Source organism: Winkia sp. UMB3158, assembly GCF_030217145.1.
GTDB classification, from domain to species: Bacteria; Actinomycetota; Actinomycetes; order Actinomycetales; family Actinomycetaceae; genus Winkia; species Winkia anitrata.
Genome location: NZ_JASONH010000001.1, coordinates 184,809 through 209,794, shown reverse-complemented (window position 1 = coordinate 209,794; position 24,986 = coordinate 184,809). Strand labels below are relative to the sequence as shown.

21 protein-coding genes and 1 riboswitch are annotated in these 24,986 nt (G+C 55.5%); of the genes, 19 read left to right on the top strand and 2 right to left on the bottom strand.

The window, feature by feature from the left end; all coding sequences use genetic code 11:
• The first annotated feature begins 27 nt into the window (after positions 1-27).
• The 5 genes from QP400_RS01075 (at position 28) to pgi (ending at position 7,085) form a co-directional block, all read left to right on the top strand.
• Positions 28-768, top strand: coding sequence for an exonuclease domain-containing protein (locus QP400_RS01075; protein WP_004805866.1), 741 nt, complete (start codon positions 28-30; stop codon positions 766-768).
• Positions 762-1,484 carry a hypothetical protein gene (locus QP400_RS01070; RefSeq protein ID WP_004805869.1) on the top strand — a complete coding sequence of 241 codons (723 nt, stop codon included), beginning with the start codon at positions 762-764 and terminating at the stop codon, positions 1,482-1,484. Before QP400_RS01075 ends, QP400_RS01070 begins: the two co-directional genes overlap by 7 nt.
• Before the next feature lie 494 nt (positions 1,485-1,978).
• Positions 1,979-2,713, top strand: a complete 735-nt coding sequence (locus QP400_RS01065; protein ID WP_048707207.1) for a hypothetical protein — start codon at positions 1,979-1,981, stop codon at positions 2,711-2,713.
• A gap of 223 nt (positions 2,714-2,936) precedes the next feature.
• On the top strand, positions 2,937-5,267 hold the full coding sequence (locus QP400_RS01060) for a 6-phosphofructokinase (RefSeq protein WP_004805873.1): 2,331 nt from the start codon (positions 2,937-2,939) through the stop codon (positions 5,265-5,267).
• Between the two features lie 132 nt (positions 5,268-5,399).
• Complete coding sequence (gene pgi / locus QP400_RS01055) at positions 5,400-7,085, top strand: glucose-6-phosphate isomerase (RefSeq protein ID WP_285462437.1); 1,686 nt, start codon at positions 5,400-5,402, stop codon at positions 7,083-7,085.
• Positions 7,086-7,243: 158 nt separating this feature from the next.
• Here the strand turns inward: pgi and QP400_RS01050 are convergent, their stop codons facing one another.
• Positions 7,244-9,076, bottom strand: coding sequence for a PPK2 family polyphosphate kinase (locus QP400_RS01050; RefSeq protein ID WP_004805877.1), 1,833 nt, complete (start codon positions 9,074-9,076; stop codon positions 7,244-7,246).
• A gap of 322 nt (positions 9,077-9,398) precedes the next feature.
• Here QP400_RS01050 and QP400_RS01045 point away from each other — a divergent pair, with 322 nt between their 5' ends.
• The 9 genes from QP400_RS01045 to QP400_RS01005 all read left to right on the top strand — a co-directional run bounded on the left by QP400_RS01045 (position 9,399) and on the right by QP400_RS01005 (position 19,239).
• Positions 9,399-10,391, top strand: coding sequence for a malate dehydrogenase (locus QP400_RS01045; protein WP_004805879.1), 993 nt, complete (start codon positions 9,399-9,401; stop codon positions 10,389-10,391).
• 346 nt (positions 10,392-10,737) lie between these two features.
• Positions 10,738-12,039 (top strand): ABC transporter substrate-binding protein, encoded by a 1,302-nt coding sequence (locus QP400_RS01040; RefSeq protein ID WP_004805880.1) that lies wholly within the window; start codon positions 10,738-10,740, stop codon positions 12,037-12,039.
• 57 nt (positions 12,040-12,096) lie between these two features.
• Positions 12,097-13,041, top strand: coding sequence for a carbohydrate ABC transporter permease (locus QP400_RS01035; RefSeq protein ID WP_004805882.1), 945 nt, complete (start codon positions 12,097-12,099; stop codon positions 13,039-13,041).
• Positions 13,038-13,931: a carbohydrate ABC transporter permease gene (locus QP400_RS01030; RefSeq protein WP_048707210.1), complete on the top strand. Its 894-nt coding sequence runs from the start codon at positions 13,038-13,040 to the stop codon at positions 13,929-13,931. The genes QP400_RS01035 and QP400_RS01030 overlap by 4 nt, the downstream gene beginning before the upstream one ends.
• Before the next feature lie 73 nt (positions 13,932-14,004).
• A complete protein-coding gene (gene purU, locus QP400_RS01025; protein WP_004805885.1) occupies positions 14,005-14,868 on the top strand; it encodes a formyltetrahydrofolate deformylase in 864 nt (287 codons plus the stop codon).
• A 151-nt stretch (positions 14,869-15,019) separates the two neighbouring features.
• Positions 15,020-15,106, top strand: a riboswitch (ZMP/ZTP riboswitch).
• Between the two features lie 31 nt (positions 15,107-15,137).
• Entirely contained in the window at positions 15,138-16,421 is a 1,284-nt protein-coding gene (glyA, locus tag QP400_RS01020) for a serine hydroxymethyltransferase (RefSeq protein WP_004805887.1), read from the top strand.
• The gene (locus QP400_RS01015) at positions 16,421-17,314 is read left to right on the top strand and encodes a bifunctional methylenetetrahydrofolate dehydrogenase/methenyltetrahydrofolate cyclohydrolase (RefSeq protein WP_004805890.1); all 894 of its coding nucleotides are present in this window, start codon (positions 16,421-16,423) and stop codon (positions 17,312-17,314) included. Before glyA ends, QP400_RS01015 begins: the two co-directional genes overlap by 1 nt.
• 31 nt (positions 17,315-17,345) lie before the next feature.
• Positions 17,346-18,416 (top strand): BMP family lipoprotein, encoded by a 1,071-nt coding sequence (locus QP400_RS01010; RefSeq protein WP_004805892.1) that lies wholly within the window; start codon positions 17,346-17,348, stop codon positions 18,414-18,416.
• Positions 18,417-18,420: 4 nt separating this feature from the next.
• Positions 18,421-19,239: an exodeoxyribonuclease III gene (locus QP400_RS01005; RefSeq protein ID WP_040314975.1), complete on the top strand. Its 819-nt coding sequence runs from the start codon at positions 18,421-18,423 to the stop codon at positions 19,237-19,239.
• Here QP400_RS01005 and QP400_RS01000 read toward each other — a convergent pair.
• Positions 19,230-20,429, bottom strand: a complete 1,200-nt coding sequence (locus QP400_RS01000) for a YihY/virulence factor BrkB family protein (protein WP_160309228.1) — start codon at positions 20,427-20,429, stop codon at positions 19,230-19,232. The two genes, QP400_RS01005 and QP400_RS01000, sit on opposite strands and share 10 nt — an antisense overlap.
• Positions 20,430-20,521: 92 nt before the next feature.
• Between QP400_RS01000 and galK the strand changes: the two genes are divergently transcribed.
• The 5 genes from galK (at position 20,522) to QP400_RS00975 (ending at position 24,985) form a co-directional block, all read left to right on the top strand.
• Positions 20,522-21,718 carry a galactokinase gene (galK, locus tag QP400_RS00995; protein ID WP_004805900.1) on the top strand — a complete coding sequence of 399 codons (1,197 nt, stop codon included), beginning with the start codon at positions 20,522-20,524 and terminating at the stop codon, positions 21,716-21,718.
• Positions 21,718-22,767 carry a mannose-1-phosphate guanylyltransferase gene (locus QP400_RS00990; protein WP_004805902.1) on the top strand — a complete coding sequence of 350 codons (1,050 nt, stop codon included), beginning with the start codon at positions 21,718-21,720 and terminating at the stop codon, positions 22,765-22,767. The genes galK and QP400_RS00990 overlap by 1 nt, the downstream gene beginning before the upstream one ends.
• Positions 22,764-23,909 carry a BMP family lipoprotein gene (locus QP400_RS00985; RefSeq protein WP_004805904.1) on the top strand — a complete coding sequence of 382 codons (1,146 nt, stop codon included), beginning with the start codon at positions 22,764-22,766 and terminating at the stop codon, positions 23,907-23,909. Before QP400_RS00990 ends, QP400_RS00985 begins: the two co-directional genes overlap by 4 nt.
• Positions 23,910-23,998: 89 nt before the next feature.
• Positions 23,999-24,724, top strand: coding sequence for an LOG family protein (locus QP400_RS00980; RefSeq protein ID WP_004805907.1), 726 nt, complete (start codon positions 23,999-24,001; stop codon positions 24,722-24,724).
• Positions 24,725-24,823: 99 nt separating this feature from the next.
• Complete coding sequence (locus QP400_RS00975) at positions 24,824-24,985, top strand: DUF3117 domain-containing protein (RefSeq protein ID WP_004805908.1); 162 nt, start codon at positions 24,824-24,826, stop codon at positions 24,983-24,985.
• Position 24,986: the final 1 nt, after the last annotated feature.

Genomic DNA, 24,986 nt, shown 5'->3' with positions numbered 1-24,986 from the left:
AATCTTGTACTTGGAAAGGGAGCAGGAGTGGACTCACAGCAGGTTTGGCAGCAAACCCCGTTAGTTGGTTTTGACACGGAGACGACTGGAACTGATCCGCGCAGCGAACGCATAATAAGCGCCTCTTTGGTGCTCCGGAATTCGCCCTCGGCAGGGGAAGACCAGCATGTGCGATCCTGGCTGATCGACCCTGGGGTGGAAATCCCCGCTGCCTCGACCGCCGTACATGGGATGAGCACGGAGTATGTTCGTGTAAACGGAACTGATCCTGTAGACACGTTGCCGCAGATAGCGAATGCGTTGGTGCAGGCAGTGAATGATGGTGCTGTGATCGTCATCTTCAACGCCTCATATGATCTGACTATTTTGGAGAGCGAGCTTGCTCGCCACGGGCTGGCAACGCTGCGGGATCTGCTTGAAGGTAAGGCCGCACCCGTTTTCGACCCCCTTGTTTTGGATCGGGCTTTTGTGCCGCGGCGGCGTGGTAAGCGGCGGTTGTCGGACCTGTTATCCCATTACGGCGTGGAGTTGCCGGAAGGCTTGCACGATGCGTTTGTGGACGCGAGCGCAACCCTTGATCTGGTTGCGGCTATGCTGCAAAAACATGCGCAGTTCGATGAGCTATTGCCCAATCAGATAAATGAGTTGCAAAGGCGAGCGCACGCTATCTGGGCGGAGGATTTCGAAGGGTTCTTGCGAGGCCGACGCGGTTCGGATGTGCACATTGACCGTGCTTGGCCACTAGTAGAGGGAATGGGCCAGTGGTAAGAAGAATTGGTTGGACGTTGTGGTCTGTTGTGCTCATTGTCGTGTTGGTTGGGCTGAGCTACTACGTTTATGGGATTTCTACGGGTCAGTTCGACGGAGGTCACCAGGGCAAGTCAGCGAGCGGGAGTGCTCAGGCCGATGCGTCGGATCCCGATGACGTGAAGGTGCCTGAGGGGGCAGATACTTCTGTCGGGGCCTTGTTGGGGATGCCTCGTTCTGAGCCTGCGGATTTCGCCGTGGGGAAGTCGTTGGTTTTCCGCACCGAATCAGGTAATGCGGTATGCGCTTTTTCTGATGAGAAGGGGGCGTTGGGTACGGATCTGATCCTGCCTTTCAAGGGCGAGGACGGATCGGGTGCGGCGGCTCCGAGCGTGCAGTGTGGGCTTGTGCGAGCCGTGGATTTACATCCGGAGGATCAGAAGACCTGTAAGGCGGGTTATCGCAGCGGAGATACTTTGGCAGTCTGGCCGGGGGGTCGTGGTGCCGGTGCTTGCGTCGAGGACGGACAGCCGCTTCGTTTCGACGCTGAGGTTGAGGACAATCCGAATCCGGACCAGCGGATGAAGCTGCAGCCGCTTGAATATGGCAAGCGCATTCAGCGCAATGGTTGGGCTTGTGGTGACGATGGGGAAACGTTGACGTGTGCGGAGTTGACGACTGGGCGTGGCTTCCAGGTCGAGACTGACACATACAGGTTGTTAGACGCAGTGAAGTAGCCTCTGCCGACCCACATTGTTTAGTGAACGTACACTCCGCGCCAGACGCGGAGTGTACGTTCACTATTTTAGGTTTCCACAGTTCGATTGGCGGCGTTTATCCACAGCAACTCAAAAAGAAGGCTGCTCTTCGCCCTCATTAGCGCCACACTTCGAATATGTTCGCTCAACCCAGACGATATAGATACAAGATTCGCGAGAGGGCCTGGTTAAGCTTGCACCCGCGTACAAGTGCGCAAAAGACAAGTCCCGCCCTCGTTAGAGTTAGTCCAAACGCTTCCATAAGAGTCCAAGAAGTAGGTGCCAGAGCCTCAGACGTTGAGTTTCTCCGTTTCGCTCGGATACTGGCCAGCACTGACCGATGTGGCGGGGGAGTAGCATGCATGGAATCGGCTGCGGCACTCCACAATATTCCATGTAAGGCAACATCCCCGGACGTTCACCTATTGATCGACAGAGGCTGTAGGAAGCGGCTTGCCCTTCCCAGGATTGATGTGGGAAATACCCACTTACCTGCAGCTCAGATCATTAGACACGAATGGGTCGTGGCTCCTGAAGTGGAAGATGTCGAGGGCGTCCTGGTCACCTCTGTACGTCAAACCATTCTGGATATGCTCCGTCTTGCTCCCCCTGCCGATGGCGTCACGTTCGGCTGTATGGCGCTGCGTAAGCTGGTTGGATTTGATCGGAATAATCCTGAGGTAGCGATGGAGCGAGCAAAATCTATAAAAGCTGGAATCTTGAAGCGGCTGAAAGATGAATACCCGCATGACAGGAGATTTCGGCAAGCAATAAGGCTGCTTGCACTTCTTACTCCGGCTGTCGATTCTGTGTTCGAAGCGACAATGGTGTGGGTGTGCCATTTGGCCGGCCTACCTGCTGCTACGTTGCAGTACAAGCTTCGGACCGCTAGAACAACACGGTATCTAGATGCCTATTATCCTGCGGTGGGGTTGGTGCTGGAATTTGATGGTCTCTGCAAATTAGGGTTTTCGTTCGAGCAAGAACTGCGTGAACGAAGGCGACAACAGGTGCGTGACCTTGAATTAGAGGCCTGTGGTTTGCGCGTTGTGCACGTTCAGTGGGCGGAACTCGAAGAGTTGGGAGAGCTCGTTAGCAGGCTGAAACAGATGTTTGTGCGGCTTGGCGGAATGCTCCTACGCGCGCGGGAGTGGATAACCTACAGGATGAAATCCTGGGAACCACGCGGGTCGACGGGTTGGTATTAATCGTCGCAGGAAAACGACAGTGCTAGTAGCGTTCTGGGCAGCGGCGCCCTCCTGCGGCAGTAGTGAACGTACACTCCAAAGTTGGTGGAATCATCCATACTGCCCAATTAGTGGTTCAATCAAGCCTTAGGCCTATTCGTCCTACCCCATAATGGAAAAATAGGAGACAATAGAGGCGCGAATCACAACAATGCGTGCAGTGCTTTTCGTCAATGGAGGATGAATGGATAGTGAACGTACACTTGCTGATCTTAGGGGCAAATTCCGGAACGAAGACGGTAGCCCCATAAAAGTTGGCGTTCTTACCTCGGGCGGTGATGCTCCAGGCATGAACGCGGCTGTACGTTCGGTGGCTCGAACTGCTATTGCTCTTGGTGCTCAACCATTCGCCATCCTGGACGGTTGGGCTGGTGCCGTAAAGGGCGGCTCCCAAATTCGCCCTCTTCAATGGGGTGATGTTTCCTCTATCCTGAATCGAGGCGGCACAGTCATAGGCACTGCACGTTCACCCGAATTCCGGGAACGGGCCGGCATGAAAAAAGCGGCGAAGCATATGCTCGAAAATGGGATCGACCGCCTGATCGTGATAGGCGGGGACGGCTCCCTGTCAGGCACTGACGAATTCCGCTCAGAGTGGCCTTCTATGGTCAAGGAGCTCGCCAATGAGGGCGAAATCGACCCTGAAGTGGCTAAACGCCATCCAAGCTTAGGTATAGCCGGCATTGTCGGTTCCATTGATAATGACCTTGTTGGCTCTGACATGACAGTCGGAACGGATTCCGCGCTGCACAGAATATTGTCCGCGATTGACGAGATTTCGTCGACGGCTGCCTCCCACCAACGCACCTTCGTGTTGGAAGTTATGGGCAGGCATTGCGGGTATCTTCCTCTCATGGCGGCGGTTGCGGGCGGATGCGATTACGTTTTTATCCCGGAACAGCCTCCTGCCCCGGGGTGGGAGCAGGAAATGATCGATGCTCTCGAGGCCGGTCGTGCCGCTGGTCGTCGCGAATCCATAATTCTTGTGGCAGAGGGCGCAGTAGATAGCGAAGGGCAGCAGATCACTGCGCGTAGAGTTGCCGATGCCGTTGAAAAGTACTCTGGCCAGCAGGCACGTATTACTATTCTGGGGCACACGCAGAGGGGCGGTACGCCCTCGGCTTATGATCGGTGGATGCCTACGGCCCTTGGGTATGCGGCTGCAGTGGAAGTATTAAAGGCTACGGCTGATTCGGAACCTTATATTTTGGGGACTCGCAAGAACCGTATTGCGCGTCTACCTTTGATGAAATCTGTCGCGGATACGAGGGCGGTCAAGAAGCTCACGGCGGACCACAATTACGATGAGGCGGTTCGAGCGCGCGGTCGTTCTTTCGTCAACATGCTGGCCTTGAATAGGGTACTTTCGTGCCCACCGAAGGTGGCTCCTTCGCAGAGGGCGGCTACTCCCCGTAAGCGGGTGGCGATCATGCACGTGGGGGGACTTGCGCCGGGTATGAACACGGCAGCCCGAGCGGCCGTTCGAATTGGCATTGACAAGGGTTTCGAGATGCTCGGCGTGCACGGCTCTTTCAAAGGCCTTATGGATTCAAAGATTTACCCTCTGGCCTGGAGTGATGTTGAAGGCTGGGGCTTCAATGGGGGAGCGGAGCTGGGTACCCGGCGCCATGTTCCCGAGGTCGACGAACTTTACGCCGTAGGACGTGCCATCGAGAACAACCACTTGGACGCCCTCGTGATAGTGGGTGGGCTTAACGCCTATCTAGCGGTCTACCGTATGGTCGAGGAGGCCAGTAGGTACCCTGCCTTCCGGATTCCAATTGTTCTTGTCCCGGCAACCATCGATAACAACTTGCCGGGGTCGGAACTGTCGATCGGCACTGACACTGCGTTGAACAATGCGGTGTGGGCGCTGGATAGGGTGAAGGAGTCTGCCGCGGCGTCTAAGCGGTGTTTTGTTGCCGAGACGATGGGTCGTTACTGCGGGTATTTGGCTCTTATGGCTGGTATTGCCACGGGGGCTGAGCGAGTTTATCTGAATGAGGAGACTGTTACCCTAGCTGACATTGAAGAGGACGCACAGTTGATGCGCCGCTCTTTTGAGGAGGGGCGGCGGCTGTTCCTAGCGGTCAGGAATGAGCAGGCTTCTGGCCTGTACAACTTGGAGTTCCTTGAGCGCGTGTTTGAGCAGGAAGGTCAGGGCCTTTATGACGTACGTGCCAGTGCTATCGGGCACCTCCAGCAGGGAGGATCACCGACGCCGTTTGACAGGTTGCTGGCTTCGCGGCTTACGGCTCGTGCCATGGCTGAGTTGGAAGACCAGTTCAGAGAGGGACGCGCAAAGGCTGTGTATGTTGGCGAATCTGAGGATGATGCTGTTATCTTCCCGGTGGAACGTATGATGGATCAACTCGATTTGGCCCATAGGCGCCCTTATGAGCAGTGGTGGCTCCAGTTCTTGCCAATGGTGCCCGTGGTGAGTTTAGAAGAGGACGAGTCTGCTGTTCCGCCGATGCCAGCAATCGGGCCTGAAGGCCTGGGGCAAGCAAAGTAAGGTAGCGTCGAAGAGGGAGGGGCGGTTGCTTGCAGCTGTGCCCCCTTCACCGTCGCGCAGGGTGAACGTACACTTAATTTCGTTGTCGCCTACTAGAACGTACACTTGGGTATGTAATGGAAAGGAACGGACATGAGTGACCATGTAAGACCGATTGATCCAACTCAACTTGCGTCCTGGGGCGAACTTCAGGAACTGAAGAATAATTTCCAGCCTGACCTGTGTGAATGGTTTGAAGAGGAACCTGATAGGGTCGCCGATTTGACGATTGATGCCGCTGATTTGCGTGTAGATCTGTCAAAAAACTTAGTGACGCGTCCGGTGTTCGAGGCGCTTCTGCAGCTTGCGGATGAAGTGAACGTACACTCCATCCGCGAGGCGATGTTCACTGGCGAGCATATTAACACCAGCGAAGACCGAGCGGTCCTACACACGGCGCTCCGTCGCCCGCCCTCGGACGAACTAAATGTGGACGGCCAAAACGTCAGTGAAGATGTGGCCGCCGTCCTCAAAAAGATTTACGCTTTCGCAGACAAAGTCCGATCCGGCGAATGGGTAGGCGTAACCGGAAAGCCTGTTCGCACTGTGGTGAACATTGGGATCGGCGGATCTGATCTTGGTCCGGTCATGGCGTATGAGACGCTGCGTCCCTACTGCCAGGACGGTCTGGAGTGCCGCTACATTTCTAATATCGATCCTACGGATGTTGGTGAGACAACCGCAGATCTCGACCCCGAGACCACCCTGTTCATCATTGCGTCTAAGACATTTACTACTTTGGAAACTCTCACTAATGCGAATGCCGCGAAGCGGTGGCTGCTCGCTTCACTAGTGGACGCTGGTGCGATTGAAGATACCGAGGACGGGCGTGCTCAAGCTGTTGCTAAGCACTTCGTCGCCGTGTCTACCGCCTTGGATAAGGTTGCGGACTTCGGCATCGATCCTGCGAATGCGTTTGGCTTCTGGAATTGGGTTGGAGGACGTTATTCGGTCGATTCTGCGGTGGGAACTTCTTTGGCAATCGCGATTGGCCCTGATGGGTTTGCTGATCTCTTGGAAGGCTTCCACGCGATGGATGAGCACTTTGCCACTGCTCCGGCTGGCAAGAATGTTCCGCTACTAATGGGGTTGTTGAACGTTTGGTACCGGAATTTCTTGGGTGCTTCGACGCACGCTGTTCTGCCGTATTCGCAGTATTTGCACCGTTTCCCTGCATATTTGCAGCAGTTGACTATGGAATCGAATGGGAAGAGTGTTCGTCGTGATGGTTCGGCGGTAACCACTCTGACTGGTGAAGTTTTCTGGGGGGAGCCTGGAACGAATGGCCAGCATGCGTTTTACCAGTTGATTCATCAGGGGACTGAGCTTATTCCTGCTGATTTTATTGCCTTTGCTAACCCGACTTGGCCGCTCAAAGCGGCAGATGGTACTGATCAGCATGAGTTGTTCTTGTCGAACTTTTTTGCGCAGACCAAAGCGTTAGCTTTTGGCAAGACGGCCGATGAGGTTAGGGCCGAGGGTACACCCGAGGACATTGTCCCAGCCAGGGTTTTTGAGGGGAATCGTCCCACTACTTCGATTATGGCCCCCGAACTGACTCCTCGCGTTTTGGGGGAGTTAATCGCTCTGTACGAGCACATTACTTTCGTCGAGGGCGTCGTGTGGGGAATTAACTCGTTCGATCAGTGGGGCGTCGAATTAGGCAAGGTGCTGGCAAAGCAGATTATGCCTGCGGTAGCCGGTGACGAGGCAGCCTTATCGGAACAGGATGCTTCTACTAAGTCTTTGGTGCAGTATTACTTGGATCAGAGGCGGTAGCTTCAATTCTTAGTACCTGAAACGAGGGCGGGGCAGGGGCTCTCGCCCTCGTTTCAGTGAACGTACACTCCAGAAATAGTGAACGTACACTCAAAATTCGTGAAAATATTGGGCTCGGCGCTCCTACTACGCCGAGCCCATACGCCTCTTCTAGACGGCTAGTCGATAGCTACTTCGTACTTCATAGTGTGCGATTTGCCTGGCTTCAGTCGGAGCGCATCATCAAGCGCGTTTGCTGCCTCCACACAAACAAAGTTCCTCCACTCGGAACCCTTAATGTCAGCAAACTCCTTTGCGCGTTTGCCGCCAGGATTCCAGATAACTATGTTCGAAGCACCATCAGTGCGAATTTGCAGTTGCGACGTGCCGTCTTTCACCGTCACCGGGCCGGAACCAAGGTAGATGCGATCCATTTCGCCCCCGAATCGAATCTCGGACTTGCTGGACCTAGTGCCTTCCTTCCCGGGAACCTTATCTACATATTTCACTTTCTGTAGGCCGTCGATACGAATCTTCTCAATATCGGACACCTTCAGGTATGTGTGCAGAGCATTCTCGAAATCCACCGCTTTCTTACCTTCATTGGTAACAGTCAGCTGTAGCCGCAACTTGTTTCCAAACGACACCTCATAGGTGGCAGAAAGGTCGGCCCAAAGGCCATTTTCGGTTGCCAACGCTCCCTTGGGAAGCGCCCACTTGGCAATCACCCTTCCTCCGTCTTGGTGCTGGCCCACAAACTGCCAGCTTTGGGATCGTGCAAGACCATGTTTAGGCGTCTGTTTGCCATCGACGCCATTACCGAACCAGGGCAGACAGATAGGCACGCCGCCGCGGGTAGGATCGCCGTGTTTAGGCGCCTTACTGGATAGCCAGAGCCGTTCAGTACCGTCCGGCTTCCAAGAAGTAACTTGTGCGCCGAAGTCGTAGGCGGCGCCGTGGGCATTCTTCCCATCAAATTTCCGCGTCACCGTCGCGGCGTCGGCATCGGGGTTTAGCTCAGCGACTTTCGCTTTGAAGTCGGCCTCTTCCCGCGACCTCTTCGGCTCTTTCTCTGCCTTTTCGTTCTCGTAGTCCTCGAGCTGCTCGGAGTCCATCGTCGCAAGAATCCTTGCTCGTTCGGCCTCGACATCGTAGGTGGGTTTGGGCCATTGCGGATTCATGTCGGCTAGAGTGCGCGAAATAATTTCGGTTATTGCATGCCGCGCATACCACTTGTGGTCTGCGGGGATGATGTACCAGGGCGCGTTGTCAGTGTCCGAGTTCTGCAGTATTTCCTCGTAGGCTGACTGGTATTCAAACCAATCGGCCCTGGTGTCAATGTCGCTAGGCGAGTATTTCCACTGTTTGTCGGGGCGGTCAACTCGTTCAAGAAGGCGTTCGGCCTGCTCTTTGTAGCTCACTAAGAGGGCGAACTTTACGACCGTAATGTTCTTCTCGCCTAGGGCTTTTTCCCACCTATTTATCTTGTCTAGGCGCTTTTCTAGGTTGCCTCCCTTGAGCTTGTTTTGCACGTAGGGGACCAGCACGTCCTCGTAGTGGGAGCGGTCAAAGAAGCCGATGTAACCCGGCTTTGGAAGTGCCTTTTCGATGCGCCAGAGAAAGTCATGTTTGGCTTCGGTTGGGGTAGGTTTCTTGAATGCTGTCATGGACACGCCTTGCGGGTCGACCATAGCCAGGACGTGGCGGGCGACCCCACCTTTTCCGGCGGTGTCCAGGCCCTGTACGACTACTAGCAGGCTCTGGTCTGATTCGCCCGCATTGGCCTGCGCCCAGAGTCGTTCCTGCAGCTCAGCCATGATTTCTCCGCGTTTGGCTGTTTGTTCTATTGCTGCTTCTTTGCCGAGGTCCCACCCGGGAGTTGAATCGCGTTCGAAACGGGCTATGGGTACGTTTGCCCGGGCTCGTAGTAACTTTCTGGGGTCGTCAGTCCATCCATCTAGTGCATTACCCTTGCCACCTTTGGCAGAGGGCGAAGTGTCGGTTTTAGTCATGGTTCCACCTTTCTGGTGATCCCACTCTACTTGGTGGCATACAGGGGCGCATCACTGGTGTATGTGGTGCGAGAGAGTCTGTTTTTAAGTGTACGTTCACTATCTGTCGGTTGGGGCGCAGATGCGTTGCGGGCGGGGGGAGGGAGAGAGAAGGAGGGGGTAGCGAGTGCGGAGTGTACGTTCACTATTTCGGGACAGAAAGTGAGCCAATTGGCAATTGTGGGACTTATGCCGAAGAAAAAAGATAGTGACGGATCTATCCTTTAACTACGGCGTAACGCCAGGGCGGATGCATCGCCCGATCCACGAAGGAGTTTGAGATATGGCACAGACGAAAAAACCGGTAGTTGTCACTGTTACGGGAGCGGCCGGCAATATTGGTTATGCAACCTTGTTCCGCATTGCCGCGGGTGACATGCTTGGCGCGGACCAGCCTGTAATCATCAACATGCTAGAGATTCCGCAGGCGGTCAAGGCTGCCGAGGGTACTGCAATGGAGCTACGTGACGCAGCGTTCCCGACCCTCGCCGGTTTGAATGTTTATGATGACGCGAACAAGGCATTTGAGGGATGTAACTACGCTCTGCTGATTGGTGCACGTCCTCGTTCTAAGGGTATGGAGCGCGCTGACCTACTCGAGGCCAACGGTGGAATCTTTGGCCCGCAGGGTAAAGCGATCAACGACCATGCCGCTGATGATGTGCGCGTGCTGGTCGTTGGTAACCCTGCAAATACGAATGCTTACATTGCTGCGGCATCAGCTCCGGACGTACCTGCGGAGCGCTTCACCGCCATGATGCGTCTCGACCACAATCGTGCAATTAGCCAGCTAGCCGAGAAGACGGAGGCGGCAGTTGCAGATATTAAGAAGGTAGTGGTTTGGGGTAACCACTCCGCTGACCAGTACCCGGATATTTCTTTTGCTACAGTCGGCGATAAGGCGGCTTCTGAACTGGTTGATGAAGAATGGTTGGATTCCTACTTCGTTCCGACTGTCGCCAAGCGCGGCGCTGCCATTATTGAGGCGCGGGGTGCCTCCTCTGCGGCCTCTGCCGGTTCTGCGGCTATTGACCACATGCGTTCGTGGGCTTTGGGTACTCCCGAGGGCGACTGGGTTTCTGTGGCGCTTCCTTCCAAGGGGCAGTACGACATTCCTGAGGGCCTTGTTTATGGCGTGCCTTGTACTTCTGATGGTGGCGACTGGAAGGTCGTTGAGGGACTTGATCTGAATGCGAAGCAGAAGGAGCAATTGAAGAAGAATGCTGAGGCTGCGCAGGCAGAAATCGAAACCGTGAAGAAGGCTGGAATTTTGTAGTCTGCTTTCTTAGTGACCCCGGCAGAGTAGCATCCGCCGGGGTTATTTTTATTTCCAACGGAGTGTACGTTCACTATTTGCGCGGAGTGTACGTTCACTACAGACGCCGGGAATGCCGGCGGCGGTACCCCTTCCAATAAGTAGGGGACTGTGAAGAGGGGCAGGTGTTTCTGCTGGTAGAACAGGGATTGATTGGAATCGCGCCCTCGCACGTGACATCCGGCACTGTGCTAATTCGGCGATATGCCCGAGTGGCACCATTCCTTTGGGATAAAATAGGCCCGCAAAGGGCAACTAGGAAAACGATGGCGTTTCCTCCCAGAAGCATGTGTGCAAAGGAGCATGAATGCGTAGATTAGTAGCGTTAGCCGGTGTGGCTGCACTTTCCCTAACCTTGTCTGCCTGTGGTGGCAGCGGTGGGGACGCGAAGTCGTCCGGCGGCAACAATAGTGACGCATCCCAGGTTGATGTTGTCAGTTGGTGGTCGGCTGGATCCGAAAAGGAAGGCCTAGCTGCTCTGCAGAAGGTTCTAGAGAAGCAACACCCTGAGACGAGTTTCCAAAATCAGGCAGTCTCTGGTGGCGGCGGCGATCAGGCAAAGCAGAAATTGCAGGCGGACCTTGCGGCAAAGAATCCGCCAGATTCATACCAGGCGCACGCGGGTGCTGAGCTCAGCGAGGACATTAAAGCTGGTTACCTAGAGGATTTGTCTGGCACCTACGACAAGCTAAAGCTTCGGGAGGCTTTCCCGAAGGACCTCATTGATCGTCTGTCGGTTGATGGCAAGATCTATTCCATCCCTTCAAATATTCACCGGGCGAATGTGACTTGGGTTTCTAAGGCCGCCTTGGATAAGGCTGGCATCGATCCGTCAAAGGCCCCGGCAGATATTGATGCGTGGATAGCCGACATGGAGAAGCTCCAGAAGGCCGGCGTGAAGTATCCGATGGCAGTAGGCAATTCGACCTGGCAGCTTCACCTGCTGGAAACCATCATGATCGCGGATCTGGGGGCTGACGGCTACCAGAATCTGATGGATGGCAAGGGAGACTGGCGGTCCGCCGAGGTTGCGAAGGCTTTCGAACATTACGCGAAGATTATGAAGTTCGCTGACCCATCGTTGCTCAACGAGGACTGGGAGCCGGCAATGAAGGGCGTAATCAACAATGATGGCACCCAGGCCTACACGGTTATGGGCGACTGGACTCCGCCTGCGTTCGAAGCGGCTGGAAAGAAGTTGAACCAGGACTACTTTGCTTGGCCGGTGCCGGGTACCCAGGGCGTCTTCGATTTCCTAGCCGATTCTTTCACTAAGCCGGTGGGCGCTAAGCATGCGGGCGGTACAGACGCGTGGTTGGATACGATTTCTTCAAAGGAAGGCCAGATCGCTTTCAACTCCGTAAAGGGCTCGATCCCGGCTCGTTCTGATTTGACCGAGGACGAGAAGGACAAGTTCAGCGAGTACCAGAAGACGGCGATGAAGTCGTTTAGCGAGGACAAGATTGTCTCTTCTGTTGCGCACGGCGCTGCATTGCCGCTGAAGGTAACTGAATCTATGAAGAAGGAAGCTTTGGGCAAGTTCACTGCTGGGAACTTTGATGCCAAGCAGCTTCAGGAGCAGTTCGCAAAGTCAGCAGAAACTAAGTAATTTGCTGTCTCGGGTGGGGGCGGCAAGCCCCCACCCCAATTATTTCGAGGAATAGCCGTGTCATCTTCACAAGTGAAATTGCGTAAGCGGAAACGTTCTGTTGGAGGAATAAAGCAGTGGGGGCCGGCCCTGCTACTTATCAGCCCTTCGTTGGTGTTGGTTGGTTTCTTTGTTTACGGCCTTATTGGAACGAACATCTATACGTCCATGTTGGACAATCACACTGCCGGCCAGCTCAATGGGGCGGAACCTGTGCATTTTGTCGGGCTGGATAATTTTATTGCTCTATTCAAGAACCAGGATTTTTTGTGGTCATTTAGGAACCTGATAATTTTCACGGTAGTTTTCTTACTGGGCACGCTTATCTTGGGTTTCCTGTGGGCATGGCTGTTGGAGCGCCCTCTAAAGGGCGATGGCATTTTCCGATCTGTCTACATGTTCCCTATGGCCGTGTCGTTCATTGCTTCTGGCGTTGTGTGGCGGTGGCTGCTTAATTCGGGGCAGGGGGCTGATGCCTCTGGGCTGAATAGGCTATTCCAGTCGCTCGGGCTTGGATTTTTGCAGAATAGTTGGATCGCATCCCAAAAGTGGGCGATTATAGCTATTGCGGTTCCCGCGATTTGGCAGTTGTCGGGCTACATTATGGCGCTATTTTTAGCTGGCTTTCGTGGCATCCCAGACGAGCTCAGGGAGGCAGCCCGGATTGATGGAGCCAACGAGTGGCAACTGTATAAGAACATTATTTTCCCTCAGCTGACACCGGTCGCGTTGTCTGCGGTGATCATTATTGGGCACATGTCCCTCAAGTCGTTTGACCTGATTATGGCGATTGCTGACAAGAATTGGTATCAGACTTTCGTGCCCGCGATTGACATGTATAACGCGATGACGGTGAATGATCATTCGCGAGCCGCGGCTATCGGTACGGTCCTTCTCCTGGTGGTAGCTGCGCTGGTCATACCGTATTTGATCCATGATGCGAAGGGGCAGAACAAACGATGAGTGCCAAATTAGAGGCTAAGAGGGTTGTCAGCCACACGCCGAGGGCGAAGCATACTTCGGTGTTCGCTTCAGCTTTGCGGTATTTTTTGCTGCTAATGATCCTCTGCATAGTGCTATTGCCCGTCTATGTCTTGTTCATTACTTCGTTTAAGAGCGGTGCCGAAGTTAATCCTTCTACTGCTTGGTCGCTGCCTTCAGAGTGGAAGTTCGACAATTGGATCCGGGCGTGGGATGCGCTGAAGGGCGGTATCGTACGCTCTTTGATATTGGTGATTCCGTCTTCGATAATTTCTGCGATTTTAGGGTCAATGAACGGATTCGTGCTTAGCAGGTGGAAGTTTCCAGGCTCGAATATTGTTTTCACGCTAATTTTGTTTGGGATGTTCATCCCTTACCAAGCGGTGATGATCCCTCTGATGAAATTGGTAGTCAGTGCGGGGCAATCATTGGGGGTTACTCCATTTGGTATTCCGGCACTGATGCTGTTGCACATTGTTTACGGTATTCCGATTTGTACGCTCATATTCCGTAATTACTACGAATCCGTTCCAGAGGAATTAGTCGAGGCCGCGCGCGTCGACGGGGCGGGGATGCTGCGTACTTACGGGTCTGTAGTACTACCGATTTCAATCACCTCATTCGTTGTGGTGATTATTTGGCAGTTTACTCAGGCTTGGAATGACTTCCTGTTTGCGTTGTTCTTTGGTGGTTCCGCTCAGACGGGCCCTGTGACGTTAGCGTTGAACGAATTGGCGCACGGCTCAATTATGGCTGACTATGGAGGTTCGATGGCAGGCGCTTTGATAGCTTCTGCGCCGACGCTGATCGTTTATATTTTCTTGGGTAAGTATTTCGTTTCGGGAATGATGTCCGGATCGGTTAAGGGATAGGCAATAGCCCAAGTAGCTCGTGCCGCTAGCTCCTGTTTCCAATATTTGGTGTGGAAAAAGGTAGGCTAGCGGCATGATGCTTGAATCTGTCGGAAGCGAAGATTTCGTACTTACTATTTCTTGCCAAGATCGTCCTGGCATTGTGCATGAGGTTACTGGGGCCATTGCGCGCGCGGGTGGAAACGTAGTGCAGTCTCAGCAGTTTGGAGATCCGGATACCGGCTTATTTTTTATGCGGGTAGAAATCTGTTCTGATCAAGGCAAAGATGTATTGGAAGGCGAGGTTTCCAAGGTTGCCGGCGAGTTTTCTATGCAGTGGAACTTGTATCGTGCTGGGGAACGCGTTCGGACGATATTGATGGTCTCCAAAGAAGGGCATTGTTTGGCAGATCTACTGTATCGGCAGGATTTTCAGGGGCTGCCTATTGAGGTCGTGGCTGTGGTGGGTAACCATCCTGATTTGGCCCCGATTGCGCAGTTCCACTCTGTTCTCTTCATTTGCAAGCCTGTCACTAAGATAAATAAGGCCCAGGTTGAGGCCGAATTGCTCGACTTGATTGAGTCTGAGAATGTGCAGCTGCTGGTCCTTGCCAGGTATATGCAGATACTAAGTGACGATATTTGTCGGAAGTTGGCTGGGGCAGTAATTAATATTCACCACTCGTTCTTGCCGTCGTTCAAGGGGGCTCGTCCGTATGCGCAGGCTCATCATAGGGGAGTAAAGCTGATTGGGGCTACGGCGCACTATGTGACGGCGGATTTGGACGAGGGGCCAATTATTGAGCAAGATGTGACGCGCGTGGATCATGCGGATTCGACCAAGGACATGGTGGCTTTGGGACAAGATGTGGAGCGCAGGGTGCTGGCGCGTGCGGTGCAGTTCCATGCCGAGCATAGGGTGCTGCTCAATGGGGATAGAACGGTAGTCTTCTCCTAACTTTTTAAGTGTACGTTCACTCCGCCCAGCCTTGCGTGGAGTGAACGTACACTACCTTTTTGAGGGCGAGCCTGGTCTTGCGTGGAGTGAACGTACACTCCATTCCGGGGCGGCGGGGCGTGTGGCGCCGACGGGCCGACTTGATATACCCTTTACCTGTCGCAACTGGCGCCTAAGGTGGATACCACCGGGGAGCGGCATTGTAGAGGCCCACCAGTCGCTCGCCTGGGCTGGAGCCGGAAACATTCATACCGCCACTGGAGGAAAAATTGACTGATCCCCTACAGCAATCTTTAGCTGAACTGGACCCCCAAATTAAAGAAGCGGTGGACGCCGAACTGGCCCGCCAGCGCTCGACCCTAGAAATGATCGCCTCGGAAAACTTTGTGCCCCAGGCGGTTTTGGAATGTCAGGGGTCGGTCCTAACTAACAAGTACGCTGAAGGATACCCGGGCCGTCGCTACTATGGCGGCTGCGAGCACGTCGACGTTGTGGAGCAGCTTGCCATTGATCGCGCCAAAGAGCTCTTCGGCGCCGAATACGTGAACGTTCAGCCCCACTCGGGCGCCCAAGCCAACGCCGCAGTGCTGCACGCGCTGGCAAAGCCCGGCGACACCATCATGGGCCTTGCTCTGGACCAGGGCGGGCACCTGACCCACGGCATGAAGATCAACTTCTCTGGCCGCCTGTACAACGTGGCCGCTTACGGCGTGGACAAGGAAACGCTCCGCATCGACATGGACCAGGTGCGCGAGCTCGCCCTCGAACACAAGCCGAAGGTAATCATCGCCGGCTGGTCGGCTTACCCCCGCCATATTGACTTTGCTGCCTTCCGCGCCATCGCAGACGAGGTCGGCGCCTACCTTTGGACCGACATGGCCCACTTCGCAGGCCTGGTAGCTGCGGGCTTGCACCCCTCGCCGGTGCCGTACTCGGACGTCGTGTCTACCACTGTGCACAAGACTTTGGGCGGCCCGCGTTCCGGCATGATTCTATCTCGCGACACTAAGCTCGCGAAGAAGCTCAACTCCGCAGTATTCCCCGGCCAGCAGGGTGGTCCCCTGATGCACGTGGTGGCTGCGAAGGCAGTAGCTATGAAGCTTGCTGCTTCTGATGACTTCAAGGATCGACAGCGCCGCACCCTGGAGGGCGCGAAGGCACTGGCTGAACGCCTAAGCCGTGAAGATGTTTCTGAGCAGGGCATCTCGCTGCTCACTGACGGCACTGATGTTCACCTGGTGCTTGTCGACCTACGTAACTCTTCTTTGAATGGGCAAGAAGGCGAAGATCTGCTTCACCGCGTTGGCATCACCGTAAACCGCAACACCGTACCGTTCGACCCACGGCCGGCTTCGGTGTCCTCTGGTTTGCGTATTGGTACCCCGGCTCTGGCCACGCGAGGCTTCGGCAAGGAAGATTTTGTCGAGGTAGCAGACATTATTGCTACCGCGTTGGTACAGGCATCCTCCGGGGCGGAAGTTGACGAGGCTGGTCTGCGTGCCAGGGTCGACAGGCTAACCGCGAAGTACCCGCTGTACCCCGAACTCGGCTAGTGCGTTTTCCGTGGGATGGTCCCGCCTCCCTGATGGACGGGACCGCCGCGGCTCGCCAGATAAAGGCTGAGCTTGCAGCGCGTGTGAAAGCCTTAAATGAAAAGGGAATTTACCCCGGCCTAGGAACGATCCTGGTTGGGGATGACCCGGGTTCAAAGAAATATGTTGCCGGCAAGCATCGCGATTGTGCAGAGGTGGGAGTCACCTCTCATCGCATTGAGCTTCCTGCCACGGCCAGCCAGCAGGAAGTGATGGCGGCGGTAGAACAGATGAACAACGACCCGGAGGTGACGGGGTTCATCGTGCAGTTGCCGCTACCTGATCACGTGGATACGAACGCGGTCTTGGAGGCGATCGATCCAGCTAAGGATGCTGATGGGCTTCATCCGGTAAACCTTGGCCGCCTGGTATTGCGGGTTGGTAGCCCGGTTGATTCGCCACTGCCGTGTACTCCGCGAGGGATCGTAGAGCTCGGCAGGCGCAATGGAATCAACTTTGATGGCGCAAATGTTTGCCTAGTTGGCCAGGGCCTTACCGTAGGCCGTCCGTTGGGATTGTTGCTTGGCCGTAAGGACACCAACTCCACTGTCACTTGCTGCCACATTGGCACGCGCAATTTGGCACAGCATGTGCGCGCAGCCGACATTGTGGTGTCTGCTGCGGGGGTGGCGAATCTTATTACCCCTGACATGGTTGCCCCGGGGGCAGCTGTGTTTGACGTCGGTGTTTCCAGAACCGTGGATCCCACTACCGGGAAGTCCAAGATCGCAGGTGACGTCGCCGATGGGGTAGACCAGGTAGCAGGAAAGATGTCTCCGAATCCTGGTGGTGTTGGCCCTATGACTCGTGTGTTCCTACTCGCAAACGTGGTGGAAGCAGCCGAGCGCAGTTAGCATTGGGGCTAGTTACTGTAAAGGAGCCCCAATGCGTAAAGCACTTGTACTGACCACTACTGCAGCACTTGCCTTCGGACTTGCTGCCTGCTCGAACGGGCAGAATGGCAGCGAACCCGCTTCTTTGGATAAGGCCTGCCTGGTGACTAACCAGGCAGGCCCCAAGGACAAGGGGTTAAACGAGGCATCTGTGAACGGGTTGGAGGCTGTCCGCACCGATAAGAAGGCCCCGAAAACCCAGGTCTACGAAACCAAGAACGCCTCTGAATATCAGGAAAAGTTGCAGAAGGCTGTTTCCGACAAGTGTTCGGTCATAGTCGCGGTAGGCGCCCAGATGGCCGAGTCGGTTGCAAAGGTCGCTAAGGAACACGAGGACGCTCGGTTCGCCCTCGTGGATGCCAAGCCCATCGTGGATGGGAAGGCAGTGGAGCTGGATAATGTCCGGCCGATCCTCTTTGATACCGCCCAGGGAACCTTTGTTGCCGGGTACCTGGCTGCGGGAACTACAACCACCGGTATTGTCGGCACGTATGTGGGCCGGCGTACCGAACTCACTGAGGCGGCTGCCTCTGGTCTTGCCGAGGGCATTGATCACTACAACAATGCGAAGGGCACCTCTGTAGCCCTGGAGGGCTGGGACGCCGATGGCAAGTCAGTCTTCGCGGTTGGCGATTTTGCTAATAAGGACAAGGCAGGCCAGCTGACCAAGGCGCTGCTGGACAAGAAGGCAGGGGTAATTGTTCCTATCGCGGGCGTTGCTTCTGAGGGAACCCTTTCCAAGATTGGCAATAACCAGGATTTGGGCTTGATCTGGGTTGGCGCGGACGGTGCGAAGGTGTTTAAGGATCAGAAGGACCACTTTGTCACCTCCATTTTGAAGCGCGTAGATCGCGGCGTGCAGGCCGTTGTCGAGGGCGCCTCTTCTTCTTCCGATTCGAATGCCTGGATCGGAACTTTGGAAAATGGGGGCATCCAGCTCGCCTCTTATGGATCCTACGATTCGAAACTTACGCCGCAGCTCAAGGATGAAGTAGAGGAGCTGGTCTCTCAACTGAAGAGTGGGCAGGTAAAGGTTCAGTCGTCGCTGGCACAGGAGGATTAATTTGCTGAAGGTCGCTTCTGTAAACGTAAACGGTATCCGGGCTGCTTTCCGCAAGGGCATGGAAGATTGGATCAATCAGGCTGATCCGGACGTGCTACTGCTTCAGGAGGTGCGTGCCCCGGAGGATATTGTGTCTTCGCTGTTGGGGTCGCAATGGGAGGTATTCGCCGTTCCTTGCCGGATTAAGGGGCGGGCCGGCGTTGCCATCGCGGTTAAGGCAGGGGCGGGCGTGCTCTCTCGGAGGGATTTCCTTTACGAGGACGACCTCGACGTAGATTCGGGCCGATGGGCCGAGGTCACCCTGGATACTGTGGGGCCGGACGGAAGCTCGCGCCCGTTTACGGTCGTATCTGCCTATCTGCATTCGGGGGAATTGGACAGCCCGAAGCAGGAGCAGAAGATGGCTTATTTGCAGAAGGTCTCTGAGCGCCTGCCGCAACTAGAGGGCGCGTGCGTGGTCGCCGGGGACTTTAATGTGGTGCGGTCGGAGTATGACATCAAGAACTGGAAACCGAACCACAACAAGCGCTCTGGTGTTTTAGACAGCGAGATTGCTTTCTTGGATTCTTGGATGAACGGGGAGCGGTGGACTGATCTGACTCGGCACCATTTGGGCGAGGGCGTGCAGGCCCCTTATACGTGGTGGTCCTTCCGAGGCCGTGCATTCGATAACGACGCGGGGTGGCGTATCGACTATCAGATGGTCACCGATACGGCGTTGCCCTTGGCGGGGCCCACGTGGGTGGACCGGGCCAGTCAGCACGATTCGCGCTGGTCGGATCACGCTCCGCTGGTTGCCGAATACAACCTGTCTTACAGGTAGTAGTTAGATTCTGCCCGCTGGAGTTTCCGGCGGAGGTGCCCTAGACGCCAGGTCTTGTATTTACCTACTAGTCCGCCCCAGCGGGGGATGCGTTGGCGCTTTTCGATTGCCATGGGATCATTTTGCGGATCCGGTTCGATTGCGCCGGTAAGTGACTGGTGCGGCCAGGTTAGTGTGTGCGGGTACGTGACCGTGATGTAGTTGGGGGTTTCGTCGGCGTGAATGTGCTCGCGGTTTGCCGGTAGGGCAGCTCTGGGCGGGTTTGCCATGAAGGCGCAGACCATCAGTGTGACGCGGGCTAGGAGGTTGACCCATAGCAGCAGCGTGGCTAGTGCCGCGGCCGAGGCGAGGATCGGGTTGTCGGAGACGGATGCCACTAGTGAGGTGCCGGCCCATCTTAGGATGCCTGACCCGACAGCGAAGGTGACTAGACCTTTGATGAGGTCTGGTTTGGGGACTCTGACGGCGGCTATGAAGCGCACCAGCATCCAGAAAACTCCGGCGTCGATTAGGGCCGCCCCTGCAAGCACGAGGATGCGCACCAGAAATGCGCCTACCCCGTCTGATAGGCCGAGGGCGGAAAAGATTGCGCCACCCGCGCTGGAGGCAAGTACGCCCACGCCTGCCGTTGCTAGCACCGACAGGGCGATGACAATGAATCCTGCTAGGTCGCGTAGTTTGTCGCTGACTGCAGAGACGGGCATGACGGTAATGCCGAACATGTCTCGGATTGACACTTTTAGTGCTTGCATTACGCGGGTTGCAGATAGCAGCAATGACACGAGGGCGATGATCCCCGGCAATGTGAAGGGGGAAGACAACACTAGTGAGCTCGGTTCCACTAGTCCTTCTTTGCCGTCCACCGTAATCAGCCCGGGCATTGCCGAGTTGATGGCCTTGAATACGGATTCGCGCAGCTCGTCGTTTGAGCCTAGTAGCGACATGAAGATGGTGATGCCTATGGCCAATGCAGCGAACAGGCTAAATAGTGCGGTGTAGGAAATGCCGCCTGCCAAGAGGGCGCCTCGCTGTACGCCGTACCTGCCAAGGAACCTGCCGATGCGGGAGTCTTTGTACCAGGAAGAGAGCGCCCCTACTTTTCCTTTTAGCCCCTTCTCCGTGAATGCGCTCTTTAGAGTGTGCGCTGATTCGGGATAGGTGTGGTCGTAGGGTTGAGCGGCAGTAGTCACTTGTGAATTTTTGGCCATGGCTCAAGGTTACAAGGTATTGCTTTGCGCCGTATTCACTCTAAGTTCTCCTGTACGATTACAGGGTGAGTAGAGTGTTGCAGGCGTGGGATCGTCAGGAGGCTTCTTCGCGGGTGAAGAAGCTATTTTTGAAGAATTTCGAGGCCGAAGCCGACGGCGTGTGGTTTGCCCCTGGCAGGGTAAATCTTATTGGCGAACATACTGATTACAACGGTGGCCTCTGCCTACCGATTGCGTTGCCGCACGGCACATATGTGGCGGCCTCGAAACGTGAAGATGGGCTGATGCGGCTAGTGTCGGCACAGATCCCGGGTGTGTTGCAGGTTGATCTTCAACAGGTCCTGCCCGGTAATCCGAATAAGATTCCTGGGTGGGCCACCTACGTTGCCGGGGTGGTGTGGGCACTGCGTCAGCAGGGCTTCATTCTGGGCGGGGCAGATATTGCGATTGATTCCTGCGTTCCGTTCGGAGCCGGGCTATCTTCGTCTGCAGCGTTGGAATGCGCCGTGGCAGTCGCAATGGTTGACCTCTATTCGCTGGCCATCTCGAAAGAACAGATAGTGGAGGCGGCCAGAGCTGCCGAAAATCAGATTGCTGGTGCTCCCACAGGTGGCTTGGATCAGTCTGCCTCGGTGCGGTGTGCCCGCGGGCATGCGCTGGAATTGAACTGTAGGGACATGTCCGCGACGAATGTGCCATTCGACCTCGCGAAAGCGCAGGCGCAGCTACTGGTTATTGATACCCGTGCGACCCACGAGCTGACGGATGGCCAGTACGGCAAACGCCGCACTTCCTGTGAACGAGCCGCGCAAATCCTGGGCGTGAGCTACCTAGCGGATATTCCTCCGGAAGGTTTAGCCGGCGCCTTGGAAAGGCTAGAAGATCCCATGTTGCGGCGGTGCACTAGGCACGTCGTGAGCGAGGTAGCGCGCGTTCGCCATAGCGTGCAGCTCCTGCGCGAAGAGCAGCTGGACGCTAGCACATTGGAACGCATTGGGAGCCTCTTCAATGAATCGCATGCTTCGTTGCGTGATGACTATGAGGTCTCCTGCGAAGAATTGGATGTGGCAGTGGAGGCAGCGCTCGCGGCGGGAGCCTATGGGGCGCGTATGACCGGAGGCGGTTTCGGCGGGTCAGCCATCGCTTTGGTTGATTCGGAGCAGAGCGAACCAGTGCGGGCGCAGATAATCGACGCCTATGCCGCGCATTCGTTTACCGAACCCGTCTTCTTAGAGGTCGAACCGGGGCCGGCAGCAGGAAGGATTTGCTAGTGAGGGCGATTATTCCAGCTGGGGGAGCGGGTACCCGCCTGTGGCCATTGTCGAAGCGGAATCGACCGAAGTTTCTTCTGGATTTAGCTGGCACCGGCCAGTCTCTGCTTGCCGACGCAGTTTCCCGGCTAGACGGTGCTGCTTCGGTCATGGTGGTAACGGGATCGATGCACGAGGACGCGGTGCGCGCCCAGCTGGATTCCAATGTCGAGGTGATTACCGAGCTTTCTCCGCGCGATTCTATGGCTGCGATTGGCCTAGCAGCGGCCATCGTCGAGGCTCGACACGGTCGGTCAGAAGTAGTCGGCTCTTTTGCAGCTGATCACGTGGTTGCTGACGTGAGCGAATTTCGACGCGCGGTGGAAGCGGCAGTGCGAGCTGCTCAGCAGGGCTGGATTTGCACCATTGGGATTGGTCCGAGGTTTGCTTCGACGGGTTTCGGCTACATTGCCCCGGGCGAGGAAACCGATTGCGAGGGAACTCGGAAGGTCCGGGAATTTGTAGAGAAGCCATCCCAACAAGTGGCCAGCGAATATGTGCGCAATGGGTACTTGTGGAATGGCGGGATGTTCGTCGCGCAGGCGGGTGTGCTGCTCGATACTCTAGCGCTAAACCATCCCCATCTTGCCCGGGGACTGCGGCAGATCGCTGCGGCGTGGGACGGTCCTGAACGCGATGACGTGCGCGAACGCGTTTGGCCTTGCCTAACTAAGATTGCTATCGATCATGCTGTTGCTGAGCCGGCAGCCGCCCTCGGCAAGGTGGCGGTGGCACCTACCGCCCCGTCGATGGGGTGGGATGATCTTGGCGATTTCAAGTCTCTCGCTAAAGTAGCCCCTGTCGTCCAGGTTGGCAGAAAAGCTGCCGAGGTCGAAGCCGACGAGGGCGTCTTCGTGGCGACTGACCTGGATTCGTCCGAAATGATTGCCGTGTTGGGACTGGAAGACGTCGTGGTAGTGCGAACTAAGGATGCAACTTTGGTCGCAAGCTCCGAAAAGGCCCAGGAGATCAAGAAATTGGTAGAAACTCTTCCCGCGGATTACCGATGAGACGTCTGCTAGCTATTTTATGCGTGGCCTTACTTGCCGCTGGGTGTCAGGCAAGTGATAAGCCGGCGCATATTGCCCAACCTCCTACTAAGGTGTGCGCGGTTCTGGAGGGTGCAGATAGGCCTGGCACAGAGGCAGCTAATGCAGCTAAGGGGATCGTTGCCAGGCGCGGAGCACAGGTGCGGTTTGTGCCTGATTCCGTTGCCGGCCAGCTGGCAATGGAAGGCTTTTTAGAAGATGGCTGTAACTTGCAGGTTGTTTTTGGTGCAAACCTGGAAGCTGCTGCTACCAAGCTTGCGATGGCCAACCCGAAAGTGCACTTTGTATTTGCATCGATGCCTCTGCGCAGCACCGAGTTACCCGAGAATGTAAAGCCTGTTCGGTTCAACTTGTCTACATCTGCTTTTCAGGCCGGTTATGCTGGAGCGCGGTACACGCGCACCAAGAAATTGGCGGTGGTGGCCGGAGACTACAGCAACGTCTCCGCCACGGTGCTTGCTAATTTCAGCGCCGGAATGTCCCATTTCGATCTAGCTCACCCGCACGCCCAGCCCTCACTATCGAATACTACCGATGAGGGCGAAGGCTTTTACTTAGGGGCAATGGCCGCCCCGGAGCAAGGAGAGGAGGCAGCAAAGCAACTTTACGAAACCGATGCAGATGTAATAGTTGCCGCTGCTTCGGAGCAGGCGAATAACGCCCTCATCCGCACACTGATCAAGGAACGGTCCGCCGATCGCGAAGGGGAAAAGAAGACCCTAGGAGTGATCTTGCTGGGCCCTCCTGACGTTGCTAAGGCGCTGGGAACTGAGCAGGCGAAGCAACTGGTTATTGGGGCGGTTGTGCGAAACTGGGAAGCCGCTCTTAGGACTGTCTTGGAGCAGGTTAGAAAGAAGGGCTTCAGCTCTGCTCCTTACATTGCCAGCGAGCCAGAAGAAGAAACAGAGTTTCAGATTTTGCCAGATGGTGCCGGGCCAGTCACCAAGGCCATTTGCGAGGCCGCCTCGGCTGCCCGAAAACAGTTCGCAAAAGATCCGCATTCCTTGGTAGAACCCAAGCCAGCACCCGGGCAGATTGATGCGACGACGTTCCGGCCTCCCACTGAAAAGAGCGAAGAATTAGCCAAGAAGCTGAAGAAGTAGCCTGAACGAAAGGTTAACTGCAGGTCGCAATACGGAAAAAGTGCAGGTGTCAGCACGCAAAACTTTCGTAAGTGAGGCATGCTGGGAAAATGAGTAGAAGTGAAACGTATAGACGCGGTCCGGTGATGCTGCGGGGACGGATGATCCCAAAAGAAACCACCGACACTAGGCTGCTCAAGAAAGGGCAGGAATCTGATTGGCTCCACATGGACCCCTGGCGGGTATTGCGAATCCAGGCAGAATTTGTCGAGGGATTCGGGGCGCTGGCAGAGCTGGGGCCTGCGGTCAGTGTATTTGGATCGGCAAGAACGAAGCCGGACAGTGACCACTACAAGTTCGGTTACGAAGTGGGCAAGCTGCTAGCCCAAAAGAACATCGCGACGATTACCGGGGGAGGCCCCGGCGTAATGGAAGCGGCGAACAAGGGTGCTCACGAACACGACGGCGCTTCCGTCGGGCTCGGAATTGAGCTGCCTCACGAACAGATGATGAACCAGTGGGTGAACCTGGGCGTGAATTTCCGGTACTTCTTTGTCCGCAAGACAATGTTTGTAAAGTATGCTTCTGGGTTCATCGTGATGCCCGGCGGATTTGGTACGTTGGACGAAATGTTCGAATCTGTGACGCTGGTGCAAACACGCAAAATCAAGCGGTTCCCGATCGTGCTGGTAGGCGCTGATTACTGGGGAGGCCTGCTGAAGTGGATGCGCGAGACCGTTCTAGAAGCGGGATACATCAGCGAGGAAGATCCGGATATGTTCTATGTCGCAGATACTCCCGAAGAGGCCGTAAAGCTCGCTACCGCTGAGTTGTAGGTTATCTCAGGCCCCTTTTATATCAATTTGGTAAAATGGCCCTATGCTACCGAAAAGTAGCTGGCAATCGTGCCAATACATGTAAGGACAGGTGCGCACATGGCAGCAATGAAGCCCAGGACTGGCGACGGCCCCCTCGAAGTTGTAAAAGAGGGCAGGGGAATTCTAATGCGGGTCCCTCTAGAGGGCGGCGGACGGCTGGTAGTTGAGCTTAGCGATGAAGAGGCTCAGGACCTAGCCAAGGCACTTGAGGAACTGTAAA

Excerpts from the sequence above, each read along its gene's own strand:
- QP400_RS01060 (WP_004805873.1), top strand. The coding sequence starts at position 2,937 with ATGGATAGTGAACGTACACTTGCTGATCTTAGGGGCAAATTCCGGAAC.
- pgi (WP_285462437.1), top strand. The coding sequence starts at position 5,400 with ATGAGTGACCATGTAAGACCGATTGATCCAACTCAACTTGCGTCCTGG.
- QP400_RS01050 (WP_004805877.1), bottom strand. The coding sequence starts at position 9,076 with ATGACTAAAACCGACACTTCGCCCTCTGCCAAAGGTGGCAAGGGTAAT.
- QP400_RS01045 (WP_004805879.1), top strand. The coding sequence starts at position 9,399 with ATGGCACAGACGAAAAAACCGGTAGTTGTCACTGTTACGGGAGCGGCC.
- QP400_RS01040 (WP_004805880.1), top strand. The coding sequence starts at position 10,738 with ATGCGTAGATTAGTAGCGTTAGCCGGTGTGGCTGCACTTTCCCTAACC.
- QP400_RS01030 (WP_048707210.1), top strand. The coding sequence starts at position 13,038 with ATGAGTGCCAAATTAGAGGCTAAGAGGGTTGTCAGCCACACGCCGAGG.
- purU (WP_004805885.1), top strand. The coding sequence starts at position 14,005 with ATGATGCTTGAATCTGTCGGAAGCGAAGATTTCGTACTTACTATTTCT.
- QP400_RS01010 (WP_004805892.1), top strand. The coding sequence starts at position 17,346 with ATGCGTAAAGCACTTGTACTGACCACTACTGCAGCACTTGCCTTCGGA.
- QP400_RS00985 (WP_004805904.1), top strand. The coding sequence starts at position 22,764 with ATGAGACGTCTGCTAGCTATTTTATGCGTGGCCTTACTTGCCGCTGGG.
- QP400_RS00980 (WP_004805907.1), top strand. The coding sequence starts at position 23,999 with ATGAGTAGAAGTGAAACGTATAGACGCGGTCCGGTGATGCTGCGGGGA.
- QP400_RS00975 (WP_004805908.1), top strand. The coding sequence starts at position 24,824 with ATGGCAGCAATGAAGCCCAGGACTGGCGACGGCCCCCTCGAAGTTGTA.